The organism is Limnohabitans sp., from assembly GCF_040401135.1.
Lineage (GTDB): Bacteria > Pseudomonadota > Gammaproteobacteria > Burkholderiales > Burkholderiaceae_C > Limnohabitans.
The window spans coordinates 14,491-28,533 of record NZ_JBBAOV010000014.1 but is presented as its reverse complement, the minus strand read 5'-3'; the positions used below and the strand labels follow the sequence as shown (position 1 = coordinate 28,533).

Below are 14,043 nucleotides of genomic sequence, written 5' to 3'. Positions count from 1 at the left end.
GAACGCGATGACCCACACCCACAACGAATCCAGCCATACACACTTGGTCGACGCTGTGCGCGGCTATCTCATGGGCTTGCAAAGCCGTATTACCAGCGCGATTGAAGCCAAAGACGGCCAAGCCAAGTTTTTGGTGGACGCCTGGGAGAAGGGCCCCAGTGAGCAACTGCAGGGCAATGGCATCACCCAAATCTTAGAAAACGGTCCTGTGTTTGAGCGTGCGGGCTGCGGTTTTTCGCATGTGCGTGGCCCCAAGTTGCCACCCTCAGCCACGCAGCACCGCCCAGAATTGGCAGGCGCACCGTTTGAAGCCATGGGCATGTCTCTGGTGTTTCACCCCCGCAACCCCTACGTGCCCACCGTTCACATGAATGTGCGCATGATTGCTGCCACGCCTGCCAATGGCCAAACCGTGGCTTGGTTTGGCGGCGGCATGGATCTGACGCCTTATTACGGCTTTGAGGAAGATGCCAAGCATTTTCATCAGGTCTGCCATGACGCGTTACAGCCCTTTGGCGAGGGCTTATACCCGCGCTTTAAAACTTGGTGTGACGATTATTTCTGCAACAAGCACCGCAACGAACAACGCGGCATTGGCGGTATCTTTTTTGACGACTTTTCTGAGTTGGGTTTTGAGCGTAGTTTTGAAATGCTGCAAAGCGTAGGCGATGCCTTGCTCGACGCCTATTTACCCATCGTCGATCGCCGCGTGAACACACCCTATGGCGAGCGTGAGCGCAACCATCAGCTTTACCGCCGTGGCCGCTATGTGGAGTTCAATCTCGTGTGGGACCGTGGCACGCACTTTGGCTTGCAGTCGGGGGGACGCACCGAGTCAATTTTGTTGTCCATGCCGCCCTTGGTGAGCTGGTCGTATCAGCACCAGCCCGAAGCGGGCACACCCGAGCATGCGTTGTTGCATGATTTTTTGGTGCCTCGCGATTGGTTGAAGTGAGCCAGGCCCGATGAACCAAGCCAAGCGCCTGGGAATTTTTGGCGGTTCGTTTGATCCGCCTCATACAGCGCATATCGCACTGGCCAAGCATGCGGTGGATCAATTTGATTTGGATGAGCTGCGCATCATTCCCACGGGTGACGCTTGGCACAAAGACCGTTCGCTTACCGCTTCACCGCATCGACTGGCAATGACGCGATTGGCCTTTGCCGGAGTGTCGCAAGCGTTGGTGGATCCGCGCGAAATCGACCGCCAAGGTGCCACCTACACCGTGGACACGCTTGAACAACTCAAAACCGAGCAGCCCGAGGCTCATCTTTACTTGTTCATGGGGGCAGACCAAGCCAATGCTTTTAAAACATGGCACCGTTGGCAAGACATTTTGCGTCTCGCCACGGTGGTGGTGGCCGACCGGCGGCAAAGCGACCCGAGCGGCCGAGTCAGTCAGTGGCACAATGCGGTATCCCCCGACGTACAACGCTTGGACATGCCAAGCCTGAATGTGAGTGCCACCGAGATACGTGCGCACCTTGCAAAAGGCCCACATCCAGCTGCCGATATGCTCGCGTGGTTGCCTGCCGCTGTGCAGCACTACATTGAAAAACACAGCCTTTACCGATAAAACAGATGACCGAAACCTCCGCCAAAAAAGATGTCCAAAAACTGCAACGTATCGTTGTGGATGCGCTGGAGGATGTCAAAGCTCAAGAGCTCGTGGTGTTTGACACCGAGCACTTGTCATCGCTGTTTGAGCGTGTCATCGTGGCCTCGGGCACGTCTAACCGTCAAACCAAAGCCTTGGCTGCCAGCGTGCGCGACAAAGTTCGCGATGCTGGGTTTGGCAAGCCCCGCATTGAAGGCGAAGACAACGGCGAATGGATCATTGTGGATTGCGGCGCCGTGGTGGTCCACGTCATGCAGCCTACCATCCGCAGCTACTACAACCTTGAAGAAATTTGGGGCGACAAGCCTGTGCGCTTGAAGTTTGGTGCACCCAAGCCAGCCAAAGCGTTTGAGCCTGAAGAGGCGCCCGCCAAGAAGTCGGCCGCTAAAAAACCAGCCGCCAAGAAAACAGCAGCCGGTGACAAAAAGCCAGCAGCTCGCGCAAACCTTGGCTCACGAAGTGATTCGGGCTCACACAGAGATGCAGCAAAGCCCGCCACGCGCAGCACCTCGACTCGCGGCCCAGTCAAGGCAGCGCCTGCTAAAACTCCAGCAAAAACCGCAGTCAAGAGCACACCTGCCAAAACCGCAGCAGCCAAAAGGCCAGCCGCAGCACCCGCCAAGTTGCCCGTCAAGACAGTGGGCCTCAAAGGTGCCAAGTCAACAGCCAAAGCCGCAGCGCGTAGCGCTTCGACCACAGCAGGCAAACCAACGGGCAAGCGTCCTCCTGCTGCTAAAAAGACCAACGCCCGCAACGCATGAGGCTGTGGGTCGTCGCAGTCGGCCAACGTGTGCCCGACTGGGCGCAAACCGCTTGGGACGATTACGCCAAGCGGTTTCCGCCTGAGCTCAAGGTTGAGCTCAAGGCCGTCAAAACCGAGCCGCGCAGCTCTAAAACTCTAGACACCATTTACGCCGCCGAACGCGAGCGCATTGAAGCCGCCATCCCGCGCGGCTGCCGCATCGTGGCCCTGGACGAGCGCGGCACGCACCTCACCACCGTGGCTTTGGCCGCCAAGCTCAAACACTGGCAGCTCGAAGCCGACGATGTGGCTTTGGTCATTGGTGGGCCCGATGGCCTCTGTCCAGAGTTCAAACAACAAGCGCACGAGCGCATCCGCATTTCTGATCTGACCCTGCCGCACGCCATGGTGCGCGTGCTGTTGGTCGAGCAGCTCTACCGTGCATGGTCGATCAACGCCAACCATCCTTATCACCGCGAGTGATTTATGAAATTCGTCTACCTTGCCTCCCAAAGTCCACGCCGCCGTCAACTACTTGATCAGTTGGGCGTGCGCTACGAGCTTTTGTTGGCCGACGACACAGAAGATGCCGAAGCGCTAGAAGTTGAGCTACCCAAAGAAGCCCCGCGCGCCTACGTGCAACGCGTGACTTTGCTAAAGCTAGAAGCGGCCTTGGCCCGCATGAAACGCCGTGGTTTGCCAACCGCGCCCGTGCTGTGCAGCGACACCACCGTGGCTTTGGGCCAAACTATTTTGGGTAAGCCGGATGATGCCAAGCATGCCGCGCACATCCTCGGCGCTTTGAGCGGTCAAACCCATCGCGTGCTGACCTCGGTGGCCATGGGCACGCTGACTAAAGCGGGCAAGCCGCTCAAAACTGAACAAGCGCTGAGCGTGTCCCATGTGCGTTTTGCATCATTGACCCGCACACAAATTCAAGCCTACGTCGCCAGCGGTGAGCCCATGGGCAAAGCCGGCGCTTATGCGGTGCAGGGCAGGGCTGCTGCGTACATCGAGCACATCAGCGGCAGCTACTCTGGCATCATGGGCCTTCCGATGTTTGAAACCGCGCAGCTGTTGCGTGCGTTTGGATTCAAGGTTTAAGCTGGGCTTGCACATGCAACAAGACATCCTCATCAACTGGTCGCCCCAAGAAACCCGCGTCGCGGTGGTGGAGTTTGGCGCGGTGCAAGAGTTGCATGTCGAACGCACGCTAGAGCGCGGCTTGGTAGGCAATGTGTACTTGGGCAAAGTGGCCCGTGTCCTGCCCGGCATGCAGTCGGCTTTCATCGACATTGGACTTGAGCGTGCCGCGTTTTTGCATGTGGCCGACCTCATGAGCAGCGTGGCCGCCCGTCATACCGACAACGACAAGGGCGAGCCAGCCCCCGTCGTGCCGATTGAAAAGCAAGTGTTTGAAGGCCAGGCGCTGCTGGTACAGGTCATCAAAGACCCCATTGGTACCAAGGGGGCGCGCTTGTCGTCTCAAATCAGCATCGCAGGGCGCTTGCTGGTGTTTTTGCCGCAAGACCAGCACATCGGCGTTTCGCAAAAAATCCCGTTTGAGCAACGCGAGGCTTTACGCCAGCGCTTGCTGGCTTTGGCAGAAGCTGCCGTGCAAGACGGCAAAACGGGTGGTCAAACCGGTGGTTTTATTTTGCGCACCAATGGCGAAGATGCCAGCGATGCCGAGCTGGGCGAGGACATTGCCTACCTGCGCAAGACCTGGACACGCATCAAAGAAGCGGCTGCCCGCTTGCCCCCCAAATCGTTGCTGCACCAAGACTTGAGTCTGCTGCAACGCGTGCTGCGCGATTTGGTGAGCGAAACCACACAAACCATCCGCATCGACTCGGCCGAGCAATTCAAAAAATTGCAAACCTTCGGCCAAGAGTTCACGCCCGGCGCGGTGGACAAGCTTCAGCAGTACAAAGGCGAGCGGCCCATTTTTGATTTGTTTAACATCGACGAAGAAGTGGGCAAGGCCCTAGGCCGCCGCGTGGAACTAAAGTCTGGCGGCTACCTCATCGTGGACCAAACCGAGGCACTCACCACAGTCGACGTGAACACCGGCGGTTTTGTGGGCGCACGCAACTTTGACGAAACCATTTTTAAAACCAACCTTGAAGCCGCAGGTGCCATTGCCCGCCAACTGCGCTTGCGCAACCTAGGCGGCATCGTCATTGCCGACTTCATCGACATGACGCGTGAAGACCACCGCGAAGCGGTGCTGGCCGAGTTCCGCAAGCAACTCGCCCGTGACCGAGTGAAGACCATGGTGAGCGGCTATTCGGCCTTGGGTTTGGTCGAGATGACGCGCAAGCGCACCCGTGAATCGTTGGCCCACATGCTGTGCGAGCCTTGTCCCGTGTGCGAAGGTAAAGGCAGCGTGAAAACCGCACGCACGGTGACGTATGACATCTTGCGCGAGATCTTGCGCGAAGCCCGTCAGTTCAACCCACGCGAATTCCGCGTGATTGCGTCACCCGATGTGATTGATGTGTTGCTGGATGAAGAAAGCCAGCACTTGGCTGGCTTGAGCGACTTCATTGGCAAGCCTATTTCATTGCAGGCTGAAGGGGCGATGTCGCAAGAGCAATACGACATCGTCCTTATGTAATTACGCCACCAGTTTGAAGTGCTTGCGACTGAAGTCCAAGCCAAACGCTTTTTCAAGCTTCATCAGCCAACGGTGTCGTTTCTCGCGCTTGGTCAGTTGGTAATCAGGGTCAATCGAGAAGCTCTTTTCGGCAGAGCTTTCTAGCCAAGGCTTGATCAGCTCAGGGTGCGTGCCCGTGAACGGTTGCAACACCTGGGCATCAAACTGGCTGTAGCGAATGGTGGGTGCGCCGTGTGACCAAAACTTGCTGACTTGCGCCATCTTCTTTTGCATGGCCTCGTTGCTGCGCACCCAGCCGTAGTGGTAAATGTGCGCATTGGCCAAGGCGGCTTGCGGGTTACGGCCTTTTTTGTGATCAGCCGTGATCAGCCAATACTGGCCATCAGGCGCATACGAGCGGATGGTGTTGCGAATCAGGCGGCACTCACGGCGGTACCACGCGGGGCTGTTGGCCACAAAGTCGGGCGTGCCGTAAAAGTGAAAGTAGTCAAACACCAAGGCTTCTACCGCGGGGTTGGCATGGTGTTGGTCCACGCTGGCGCGGATGTTGGCCAGCTCGGCCTGATGAACCAGCTCGTCGCCCTCAAGGTAGAAAGCCCAGTCACCGGTGCAAGCGAATTGCGCCATCATTTTTTGCTGGGCGTAAACAAAGCCACGGTCAGCCATGCGTTCGTTCCAAATGGTTTCGATGACGCGAATTTTGGGTGAGCCGATGGCGTGGATACGCGCCAAGGTGTCGTCGTTGCTTTTGCCCACCACCACCACAAACTCGTCCACCAAAGGCAAGAGTGAACGAATAGACGCTTCGAACGGGAAGCCTAGCTCCACGCCATTGCGAATGAAGGTGAAACCGCTGATGGATGCTTGGCTCATAGGGTGAATACGTTAGGTAGGAGAGGTTTCAGCAAATTGTTGGTCATGGCTTTGTGCGGCCACTTGGTACAACACGGCATACGCGCCACCTTTGGCCATGAGCTGGCTGTGTGTTCCCGTCTCCACAATGCATCCAGCCTGCATCACCACAATCAAGTCGGCGTGCTCGATGGTGGACAAACGGTGCGCGATGACCAGCGATGTGCGGCCTTGCATCAGCACCTGCAGCGCGTCTTTTACTGCTCTCTCCGAGGAGGTGTCTAACGCCGATGTGGCTTCGTCCAAGATCAGGATCGGCGCGTCTTTGTAGATGGCGCGGGCAATGGCTAAACGCTGGCGCTGTCCGCCAGAGAGCTGGGTGGCGTTGTGGCCCACCAACGTGTTTTCTTGGGCTGGCAGGCTTCGTACAAACTCGCTCAAGTTTGCGGCATCGAGGGCGTTCCACACGCGGGCGGTGTCCACGCTGTCGCCCAAGGCGATGTTTTGCGCCACCGTGTCGTTGAACATCACCACGTCTTGGCTGACATAGGCCACTTGGCTGCGCAGGCTGGCCAGTGACCATTCTTTGAGCGGCACACCGTCTAAGCGCACTTGGCCCGACGTGGGTTCAAGAAAGCGTGGCAGCAAGTTGGCCAATGTAGTTTTGCCAGAGCCCGAGGCGCCAACCAAGGCCACCGTTTGCCCGGGCTGGATGGTCAGGCTCACGCCGTTCAAAGCGGGTGATGTGGCCGAAGGGTATTGCAGCGTGACGTGGTCAAAGCTAATTTCGCCCTTGGCATGCGCTGAGGTGTGGGTGCCTTGGGTTTCATCGGCCACCAGGTCAAGCAGGTTGAGACCGCGCTCTAAGGAGGTCACGCCGCGCGTGAGCGTGCCCACCACTTCAGACAAATGTTTAATCGGTGAAATCAGCATCAACATGGCCGTCATAAAAGCGGCGAAGCTACCCACGGTCACATTTTGCGTGGCGCCTAACCCCGAGCTCTGGTAGAGCGCCATCACGATGACGGCGGACAAGGCCAGCGCGGCTAGCATTTGAATCAACGGGGTCATGACCGAGTTGGCCACCACGGCTTTGAGGGCTAATTGGCGCAGCTTGAGGTTGGACTTGGCAAACTTTTGCGTTTGGCTGCCTTGCGCGTTGTGCAAACGCACCATGCGGTAGGCCAGCACGTTTTCTTCCACCACATAGGCCAGCTCGTCTGTCGCGTCTTGGCTGGCCCGTGTCAAGTTGTCTAGGCGACGCGACAGGATTTTGACCACCCACGCGATGGGCGGGAAGATGGCAAACACAATCAAGGTGAGCTTCCAGTTGAGCACCAACAAATAGCCCAGCAAGGCGAACACAGTCACCAAGTCTTTGGCAAATGCCAACATGGTGGACACCAGCACAGACGCACCGTTGTTGACCTCATACACCATGGTGTTGGTCAAGCCACTGGTGTGTTTGTCGCTGAACAGCTTGGGGTCTGCATGCAACAGCTTTTCAAACAAGCGCTTGCGCAAGACCTCCATGGCGTTGTTGGAGACGCGAGCCAAGCAATAAGCGGCCACAAAGCCTGCCAAGCCGCGCACACCAAACAACAGCAACAAAACCACAGGAATCATCCAAAGGTCTAGGGTGCCGCGGTCAAAGCCGTTGTCCAGCAGTGGCTTCATCAGCGCAGGTATTGCAGGCTCGGTAGCTGCGCCCACAAAAATACCCACAATTCCCAGCGCCAAGGCAGCCGGTTGACCCGCAAACCACGGGACCACGCGTTTGAGCCTTTGGTACAAGGAATCAGACGACGCGGAGGGGGTGGTGGAGGTCATAAATGATGAGAGTGGCAAGAAACACAATACCGGTCATTATCGCCACTCGTTCGCCATTAAAATCTGCACAATATTTGGCTACCCCTCTCTGTATGACACATCACCTTTTGCGCTTCCCACTTGGGTTATTGATCGCCGGTTTGTTGGCCTTGCCCACTTGGGCGCAGTTCCGTGTAGAAGTGTCGGGTGTGGGCCTCACCCAAGTGCCCATTGCCTTTTCCCCCTTGCGAGGTGAAGAGGCCTCGCCCCAAAAAATCTCCACCATCGTGCAGGCCGACCTCGAGCGCAGCGGCCAGTTCCGTGGCGTCAGCGCTGGTGTGGTGTTGGACGAGACCCAGCGCCCCGACATCAGCGTCATGCGTCAAAAGGGCGCAGATGCCCTGTTGACGGGCAGCATCAGCCGCATGGCTGATGGCCGCTTTGATGTGCGTGTGCGCTTGTGGGACGTGGTGCGTGGTCAAGACCTAGGTGCCATGAGCTACACCGTGGTCACCGGCGATTTGCGCCTGGCCTCACACCGTATTTCTGACTTTGTGTACGAAAAACTCACGGGTGAAAAGGGGGTCTTCTCCACCCGCATTGCCTACGTCACCAAGGCCGGTGCCCGCTTCAACCTTTGGGTGGCTGACTCTGACGGCGAAAACTCACAGTCTGCTTTAGCCAGCCCTGAGCCCATCATTTCACCCAGCTGGTCACCTTCTGGCGGTCAGTTGGCCTACGTGTCATTTGAATCGCGAAAGCCTGTGGTGTACGTGCACGACGTGTCCACCGGCAAGCGCCGAGTGGTGGCCAACTTTCGTGGCTCCAACAGCGCCCCCAGCTGGTCGCCCGATGGCCGCAGCCTAGCGGTAACGCTTAGTCGCGATGGCGGGTCCCAGCTGTTTGTGATCGACCCTAGCGGCGGTGAACCTCGTCGTTTAACCCAGTCCTCGGGCATTGACACAGAGCCCGTGTTCTCCTCCGACGGCACCGCCATTTACTTTGTCAGCGACCGCGGCGGTGCACCTCAGATTTACCGCATGCCCGCCATGGGCGGCCCCGCCAACCGCGTGACCTTCAACGGCAATTACAACATTTCGCCCGCTCTCAGCCCAGACGGCCGTTGGCTTGCCTACATTTCTCGCATCGGTGGCGCATTCAAGCTGCATGTGATGGACATTGCCAGCGGCAACGTGGCCGCCATCACCGACTCAAGCCGCGACGAGCGCCCCAGCTTTGCCCCCAACAGCCGTCTGATTGTTTACGCGACACAACAAGATGGCCGCGAAGCGTTGATGACCACCACCTTAGACGGCCGCATCAAAGCCCGTTTGTCCGGTCAAAACGGTGATTTGCGTGAACCCCATTGGGGCCCGTTCATCAAAGCGCAACCTTAATTTCTTCTCTTTTTTAAAGCGTACTTATGAAAAAACTTCTTTTACTCCTTTCCATTGCGGCCGTGCTCTCTGGCTGCGCCTCTGGCGTCAAGCTGGATGATGTGCAGGTCGAAGACCGCTCAGGCAGCAACAACGCCAACGCCAGTGGTCAAAGCGCCGTGGCTGGCCTGAACTCTCGCAACCTCGGCGCCATGCAAGGCATCAAGGTAGGCCCTGTGGGCGTTGATCACATCATTTACTTTGAGCTCGACAGCTACAGCGTCAAGTCTGAATACCAACCCGTGTTGGACGCACACGCCCGCTACCTGCGTGCCGACCGCAACCGCCGTGTCAACCTAGAAGGTCACACCGACGAGCGCGGTGGCAGCGAATACAACTTGGCGCTGGGTCAAAAGCGCTCAGACGCAGTGCGTCGCGCTTTGACCGCTTTGGGTGTTCCAGAAAGTCAAATGGAAGCGGTGAGCTTTGGCAAAGAAAAGCCCGTGGCCCAAGGTTCTGATGAGTCGGCCTACACACAAAACCGTCGTGCGGCGCTGAACTACCAATGACACGTCAGTCTTCTTTTTCCCTCCGCGCTGTGGCCTTGGCCGCAAGTGTGTTGTTAAGCGCGAGTGCCAATGCAGCCTTGTTTGAAGACACCGACGCACGTCGAGCAATTTTGGATTTGCGCCAACGCATGGAACGTCAAGGCGAAGAAATTCAAAACTTCCAACGCAACTTGCTTGAGCAGCAAAACCAGCTTGAAGCCTTGCGTGCTGAAACAGCCCGCTTACGTGGTGAAAAAGAAGAGCTTAGCCAAGAGTTAAGCAAAGAGTTGCGCCGCGCCAAAGAACAGTCCCAAGGCGTGGATGACCGCTTGAAAAAGTTTGAACCCACCGCCGTCAAAGTGGACGGGGTGGAGTTTATGGCTGACCCCACAGAAACCAAAGCCTACGAAGAGGCGCTTTCCGCCTTTCGCAAAGGCGAGTTTGTGGCGGCTGCCAACTCTTTCACTGATTTCATCAAGCGTCATCCCAGCAGTGGGTATGTGGTGCCCTCGCTGTTCTGGCTAGGCAACGCCCAATATGCCAACCGCGCCTATGCCAACGCCATTGGCCACTTCAACGCTTTATTGGCCAAAGCTCCGCAACATCTGCGTGCGCCCGAGTCCATGCTGTCGGTGGCTAACTGTCAATTGGAACTAAAAGATAACAAGGCCGCCCGCAAAACCTTGGCCGATGTGTCCAAAACTTATCCACAAACTGAGGCCGCTGTGGCTGCTTCTGAACGCTTGGCCAAACTTAAATGACAGAGTTAGCCACGCTTACCCAAGAGGTCCTGGTGGCCTTTTTTTTAGGCGGCTTGCTGTTGGGGGCGATCAGCCAGCGCACTCACTTTTGCACCATGGGCGCCATCTCGGATGTGGTGCACATGGGCGATTGGACCCGCGCCCGTCAGTGGGTCTGCGCCATCGGCGTTGCCATGTTGGGCTTTAGCGCTTTGTCTGACTTTGGTCTCATTGACCCAAGCAAAACCTTGTACGCCAGCACCCGGCTGATGTGGCTGTCCACCCTGGTGGGCGGTGCGATGTTTGGCTACGGTATGGTCATCGCTTCGGGCTGCGGCAACAAAACCTTGGTGCGCATCGGTGGCGGCAACCTCAAATCGTTGGTGGTCATGGTGGTCATGGGCGTCAGCGCCTTTGCCACGCTCAAAGGCATCACCGCTGTATTACGTGTCAGCACAGTGGATACCGTGTTTGTCGACATGCCCTTGGGGGCCAACCTCAATGCCTTGGGTGTTCCACACTTGGGCTATATCTTGGGTGCGCTGCTGCTGGTGTTTGTACTGCGCCACAAAGACTTTTGGACCTTCGACAACCTGTTGGCTGGCCTAGGCGTGGGCGCCTTGGTGGTGGCCATGTGGTGGGTCAGCGGTCATTTGGGCTTTGTGCCCGAACACCCCGAAACTTTAGATGCGGTTTACCTGGCCACCAACTCAGGCCGCATGGAAGCCCTCAACTTTGTCGCCCCCGTGGCCTACACCCTGGACTGGTTGATGTTTTACAGCGACGCGTCCAAAGTGCTGAGCGTCGGCATTGCGGCTGTGGCCGGCGTCTTGGTGGGCTCTGCCGCCTCGGCCTTGCTAAGCAAAAGCTTTCGTTGGGAAGGCTTTGCCGACCCCCGCGACTTAGGTCAACACCTGCTGGGCAGCGTGCTCATGGGTGTGGGCGGCGTAACCGCCATGGGTTGCACCTTTGGCCAAGGCCTGAGCGGCATTTCTACCCTGAGCCTTAACGCGTGCGTGGCCTTGGCCGCCATCGTGCTGGGCGCGGTGGTGGCTCTGCGCCTGCAGGCCGCACGCCATGAGCGCACCTCTTGTGCTTGAAGCTGGCTTCCAAGCCCCCTCGTTAACCCAGCGACGTTTTGGCGGCCTAGAGCGGTTGTACGGCGTTAGCGGCGCTGCCCGCATACGCGCTTCCCATGTGGTGGTAGTGGGCGTGGGTGGCGTAGGTTCGTGGACGGTTGAGGCCTTGGCGCGCAGCGGGGTGGGGCGCCTGACATTGATCGACCTTGACCACGTGTCCGAGTCCAACATCAACCGACAAATCCATGCGCTGGACAACACCTTAGGTATGGCCAAAGTTGAAGCCATGCGCCAGCGCATTGCCCACATCAACCCTGACTGCGTGGTGACCTGCATCGAAGACTTTGTCGAACCCAACAACTGGCCCAGAATCTTGAACGGCGCTGATGTGGATGCCGTGATTGATGCGTGCGACCAAATCAAAGCCAAAACTGCCATGGCTGCGTGGGCCATTCAGCAGCGCGTGGTTTTTATCTCCGTGGGCGCAGCCGGTGGCAAGCGACAAGCGCACAAAGTGGACGTTGACGACCTGTGCCACACCAGCCACGACCCCCTCTTGGCCAAGTTGCGCTACAACCTGCGCCGCGAACACGGCGCAGCCCGTGAGGGCAAAATAATAGGGGTCGCCTGTGTGTTCAGCCGCGAGGCTGTGGCACCTCCAGATGCAAGTTGCGACATGACAAACAATGAGCAAGGCGATGGCTCGTTGAACTGCAGTGGCTATGGCTCGGTGGTCAGTGTCACGGCCACGTTTGGGCAGTGCGCAGCAGGCTGGGTGATTGACCAAATTTCTTCAAGTCCATTGCCAAAGCTGTAAAAAATACGCTATACTTTTAGGCTTCGCAGGGTACGTAACAATCGTTAAATACGCTGCGTGATGGGACCATAGCTCAGTTGGTAGAGCAGCGGACTTTTAATCCGTTTGTCGTGGGTTCGACCCCCGCTGGTCCCACCAAAAATCTTAAAAAGGACTTAGAGAAATCTAAGTCCTTTTTTATTTGCCCATTTACTTTCGATTTGTCATTTTTAACAAAAATACGATTAATCTTATGTAAATATAAAAATCAACAAAAAATAGACGCAAAAAAGCAGGGCCTAGCTTTCACTAGGTCCTGACAATTGAATCTTGTTTGGGTACTAGGCGGTTAAGCCATTGCGTTGTTGCCGGACAAATAACTGGCATAGTTATTAGTCAGCTCGTCATAGGCGCTGGCGGCTTCGTCAAACTTGTTTTGCTTTTGCAGCAGCCAGCCGTAGTTGAACCAGGCCACGTGTTTGAGTTCGTCTTTGCCATGCTTAAGCCACTGACGGTACAACTCAATCGCTTCTTGGTGCTGACCCGCGGCTTGCAACATTTCTGCTGCTTGCGTGAGTTCGCCCAGGGTGAAGCTGGTGAGCTTGGCGCCTGATAGGTGTTGGTTTGTCATGTCGTACTCCTAAATTCAAAAATTTAGTTAAGTGGAATGCATAATCTGTGCCAACATAATATTGACAGTGGTACTTTCAAAAATGAAAAGTTCAATCTTGCTTGTTGTGGCATTCATGGCATTTGCGCCGCAGGCTCAAGCTCAGGCGGCTAAGCTGTCCACGTTTGACGAGGTTCGCACCCAGTACAAAAACTACCGCGACCCAACGCGGCTGTCCTACCTTTACAACCGCTGCGCCGCACTGCAGCTTAATGTGTCGGCGCTTTTACAGCGCAAAGGACAAAACCAAGGCGCAAAAGACTTTGAAAACCTGGCCCAGCACTTCATGGTGTTGTCTGAAGCCAATGAACGCGAGATCGACAAAAAACGCGGCCTCAAAAGCAAAGACACCATGAAAACCGTGCAGCGCAACGTGGCCAACGTGTCCGAGGTCTACAGCAAGCGCCTGAAAGACAACTATGCCAAGCGCGGCGAGTTTATTGTGGGTGACGCCCAACTAGAAGCTGAACTGGCTGAATGCAACTTGCCTGAAGTGTTTAAGAAGAAGGCGTTGGCTGAATAAGCCTCAGTTGAAACGCACTTCTTGCGTCTGCATCATATTTGATGCAGAATCGATTCAATTTTAGTGATGCGAGGTTCTATGCGAACAACTGTAACGATCGATGACGCCCTCTACGAGCGGGCGATTGAGGTGGCTGAGCCCATGATGGACAAGGCCGACCTGTTTCGCGAAGCCATCAAAACCTTTGTGCGCGTTCAAGCCGCCAAGCGGCTGGCCGCTTTGGGTGGTGCCATGCCGGATATGCCAGAAGTCACGCGTCAACGAGGCGATGCGCAGGCATGAAGGGTGTTCTCGTTGATACATCGGTCTGGGTTGCCCACTTTCGGCAACGCAACGATGTGTTGGCAAACCTTTTAGACCTTGACTTGGTGATGGTGCACCCACTCATTTTGGGGGAACTAGCATGTGGTACGCCCCCCAATCGGCTCCAGACATTGGGCGACTTGGGTAGCTTGCAGCAGGTGCAACAAGCCAGCGTTCGTGAAGTGATCGACTTTATCGAGCGTGAGCGCCTGTTTGGCTTGGGTTGTGGCTTGTTTGACCTTCAGCTGTTGGCCTCCACCTTGCTGACGCAGGGGGTTGCGTTATGGTCAATGGACAAGCGGCTTTGCACACTGGCTGAACGTTTTGGTGTGATGCATCAACCCATAACTCATTGATTTAAAAGGA

Annotated in this window: 17 protein-coding genes and 1 tRNA gene; 15 read left to right on the top strand and 3 right to left on the bottom strand. The window is 56.5% G+C overall.

From position 1 onward, the window contains the following. Positions 1–7 precede the first annotated feature (7 nt). The 6 genes from hemF to rng are packed head-to-tail and all read left to right on the top strand — an operon-like array spanning position 8 to position 4,981. Positions 8–955 carry an oxygen-dependent coproporphyrinogen oxidase gene (gene hemF / locus ABWP81_RS05750; protein WP_353133603.1) on the top strand — a complete coding sequence of 316 codons (948 nt, stop codon included), beginning with the start codon at positions 8–10 and terminating at the stop codon, positions 953–955. Positions 956–965: 10 nt separating this feature from the next. Further along, the gene (gene nadD / locus ABWP81_RS05745; protein ID WP_353133606.1) at positions 966–1,577 is read left to right on the top strand and encodes a nicotinate (nicotinamide) nucleotide adenylyltransferase; all 612 of its coding nucleotides are present in this window, start codon (positions 966–968) and stop codon (positions 1,575–1,577) included. Between the two features lie 5 nt (positions 1,578–1,582). After that, on the top strand, positions 1,583–2,380 hold the full coding sequence (gene rsfS / locus ABWP81_RS05740; protein WP_353140210.1) for a ribosome silencing factor: 798 nt from the start codon (positions 1,583–1,585) through the stop codon (positions 2,378–2,380). Continuing rightward, on the top strand, positions 2,377–2,844 hold the full coding sequence (gene rlmH, locus ABWP81_RS05735; RefSeq protein WP_353133612.1) for a 23S rRNA (pseudouridine(1915)-N(3))-methyltransferase RlmH: 468 nt from the start codon (positions 2,377–2,379) through the stop codon (positions 2,842–2,844). The genes rsfS and rlmH overlap by 4 nt, the downstream gene beginning before the upstream one ends. Before the next feature lie 3 nt (positions 2,845–2,847). Continuing rightward, the gene (locus tag ABWP81_RS05730) at positions 2,848–3,465 is read left to right on the top strand and encodes a Maf family protein (RefSeq protein ID WP_353140208.1); all 618 of its coding nucleotides are present in this window, start codon (positions 2,848–2,850) and stop codon (positions 3,463–3,465) included. A gap of 13 nt (positions 3,466–3,478) precedes the next feature. Next, complete coding sequence (gene rng / locus ABWP81_RS05725) at positions 3,479–4,981, top strand: ribonuclease G (protein ID WP_353140206.1); 1,503 nt, start codon at positions 3,479–3,481, stop codon at positions 4,979–4,981. Here rng and ABWP81_RS05720 read toward each other — a convergent pair whose 3' ends face one another. After that, positions 4,982–5,854 (bottom strand): glycosyltransferase family protein, encoded by an 873-nt coding sequence (locus ABWP81_RS05720; RefSeq protein ID WP_353133621.1) that lies wholly within the window; start codon positions 5,852–5,854, stop codon positions 4,982–4,984. A 12-nt stretch (positions 5,855–5,866) separates the two neighbouring features. Next, positions 5,867–7,663 (bottom strand): lipid A export permease/ATP-binding protein MsbA, encoded by a 1,797-nt coding sequence (gene msbA / locus ABWP81_RS05715; RefSeq protein ID WP_353140204.1) that lies wholly within the window; start codon positions 7,661–7,663, stop codon positions 5,867–5,869. A gap of 92 nt (positions 7,664–7,755) precedes the next feature. On the opposite strand from msbA, the gene tolB reads away from it, so the two are divergent. The 6 genes from tolB to ABWP81_RS05685 all read left to right on the top strand — a co-directional run bounded on the left by tolB (position 7,756) and on the right by ABWP81_RS05685 (position 12,340). Next, a complete protein-coding gene (gene tolB / locus ABWP81_RS05710; protein ID WP_353140202.1) occupies positions 7,756–9,039 on the top strand; it encodes a Tol-Pal system beta propeller repeat protein TolB in 1,284 nt (427 codons plus the stop codon). 26 nt (positions 9,040–9,065) lie between these two features. Next, complete coding sequence (pal, locus tag ABWP81_RS05705) at positions 9,066–9,587, top strand: peptidoglycan-associated lipoprotein Pal (RefSeq protein WP_353140200.1); 522 nt, start codon at positions 9,066–9,068, stop codon at positions 9,585–9,587. Continuing rightward, the gene (gene ybgF, locus ABWP81_RS05700; protein WP_353140198.1) at positions 9,584–10,327 is read left to right on the top strand and encodes a tol-pal system protein YbgF; all 744 of its coding nucleotides are present in this window, start codon (positions 9,584–9,586) and stop codon (positions 10,325–10,327) included. Before pal ends, ybgF begins: the two co-directional genes overlap by 4 nt. After that, positions 10,324–11,406, top strand: coding sequence for a YeeE/YedE family protein (locus ABWP81_RS05695; protein ID WP_353140196.1), 1,083 nt, complete (start codon positions 10,324–10,326; stop codon positions 11,404–11,406). Before ybgF ends, ABWP81_RS05695 begins: the two co-directional genes overlap by 4 nt. Continuing rightward, entirely contained in the window at positions 11,384–12,202 is an 819-nt protein-coding gene (locus tag ABWP81_RS05690) for a tRNA threonylcarbamoyladenosine dehydratase (RefSeq protein WP_353140194.1), read from the top strand. Before ABWP81_RS05695 ends, ABWP81_RS05690 begins: the two co-directional genes overlap by 23 nt. Positions 12,203–12,264: 62 nt before the next feature. Beyond that, a tRNA-Lys gene (locus ABWP81_RS05685) sits at positions 12,265–12,340 on the top strand. Between the two features lie 190 nt (positions 12,341–12,530). Here ABWP81_RS05685 and ABWP81_RS05680 read toward each other — a convergent pair. Continuing rightward, entirely contained in the window at positions 12,531–12,812 is a 282-nt protein-coding gene (locus ABWP81_RS05680; protein WP_353140192.1) for a tetratricopeptide repeat protein, read from the bottom strand. Between the two features lie 82 nt (positions 12,813–12,894). On the opposite strand from ABWP81_RS05680, the gene ABWP81_RS05675 reads away from it, so the two are divergent. From ABWP81_RS05675 to ABWP81_RS05665, 3 genes are all read left to right on the top strand, one after another. After that, positions 12,895–13,374: a hypothetical protein gene (locus tag ABWP81_RS05675; protein WP_353140190.1), complete on the top strand. Its 480-nt coding sequence runs from the start codon at positions 12,895–12,897 to the stop codon at positions 13,372–13,374. A gap of 78 nt (positions 13,375–13,452) precedes the next feature. Then, positions 13,453–13,656 carry a type II toxin-antitoxin system VapB family antitoxin gene (locus ABWP81_RS05670; protein ID WP_353133648.1) on the top strand — a complete coding sequence of 68 codons (204 nt, stop codon included), beginning with the start codon at positions 13,453–13,455 and terminating at the stop codon, positions 13,654–13,656. After that, on the top strand, positions 13,653–14,033 hold the full coding sequence (locus ABWP81_RS05665; protein WP_353140188.1) for a type II toxin-antitoxin system VapC family toxin: 381 nt from the start codon (positions 13,653–13,655) through the stop codon (positions 14,031–14,033). Before ABWP81_RS05670 ends, ABWP81_RS05665 begins: the two co-directional genes overlap by 4 nt. Positions 14,034–14,043 lie beyond the last annotated feature (10 nt).

Coding starts and splice junctions, on each gene's coding strand:
- hemF (WP_353133603.1), top strand. CDS start 8: ATGACCCACACCCACAACGAATCCAGCCATACACACTTGGTCGACGCT.
- nadD (WP_353133606.1), top strand. CDS start 966: ATGAACCAAGCCAAGCGCCTGGGAATTTTTGGCGGTTCGTTTGATCCG.
- rsfS (WP_353140210.1), top strand. CDS start 1,583: ATGACCGAAACCTCCGCCAAAAAAGATGTCCAAAAACTGCAACGTATC.
- rlmH (WP_353133612.1), top strand. CDS start 2,377: ATGAGGCTGTGGGTCGTCGCAGTCGGCCAACGTGTGCCCGACTGGGCG.
- ABWP81_RS05730 (WP_353140208.1), top strand. CDS start 2,848: ATGAAATTCGTCTACCTTGCCTCCCAAAGTCCACGCCGCCGTCAACTA.
- rng (WP_353140206.1), top strand. CDS start 3,479: ATGCAACAAGACATCCTCATCAACTGGTCGCCCCAAGAAACCCGCGTC.
- ABWP81_RS05720 (WP_353133621.1), bottom strand. CDS start 5,854: ATGAGCCAAGCATCCATCAGCGGTTTCACCTTCATTCGCAATGGCGTG.
- msbA (WP_353140204.1), bottom strand. CDS start 7,663: ATGACCTCCACCACCCCCTCCGCGTCGTCTGATTCCTTGTACCAAAGG.
- tolB (WP_353140202.1), top strand. CDS start 7,756: ATGACACATCACCTTTTGCGCTTCCCACTTGGGTTATTGATCGCCGGT.
- pal (WP_353140200.1), top strand. CDS start 9,066: ATGAAAAAACTTCTTTTACTCCTTTCCATTGCGGCCGTGCTCTCTGGC.
- ybgF (WP_353140198.1), top strand. CDS start 9,584: ATGACACGTCAGTCTTCTTTTTCCCTCCGCGCTGTGGCCTTGGCCGCA.
- ABWP81_RS05695 (WP_353140196.1), top strand. CDS start 10,324: ATGACAGAGTTAGCCACGCTTACCCAAGAGGTCCTGGTGGCCTTTTTT.
- ABWP81_RS05690 (WP_353140194.1), top strand. CDS start 11,384: ATGAGCGCACCTCTTGTGCTTGAAGCTGGCTTCCAAGCCCCCTCGTTA.
- ABWP81_RS05680 (WP_353140192.1), bottom strand. CDS start 12,812: ATGACAAACCAACACCTATCAGGCGCCAAGCTCACCAGCTTCACCCTG.
- ABWP81_RS05675 (WP_353140190.1), top strand. CDS start 12,895: ATGAAAAGTTCAATCTTGCTTGTTGTGGCATTCATGGCATTTGCGCCG.
- ABWP81_RS05670 (WP_353133648.1), top strand. CDS start 13,453: ATGCGAACAACTGTAACGATCGATGACGCCCTCTACGAGCGGGCGATT.
- ABWP81_RS05665 (WP_353140188.1), top strand. CDS start 13,653: ATGAAGGGTGTTCTCGTTGATACATCGGTCTGGGTTGCCCACTTTCGG.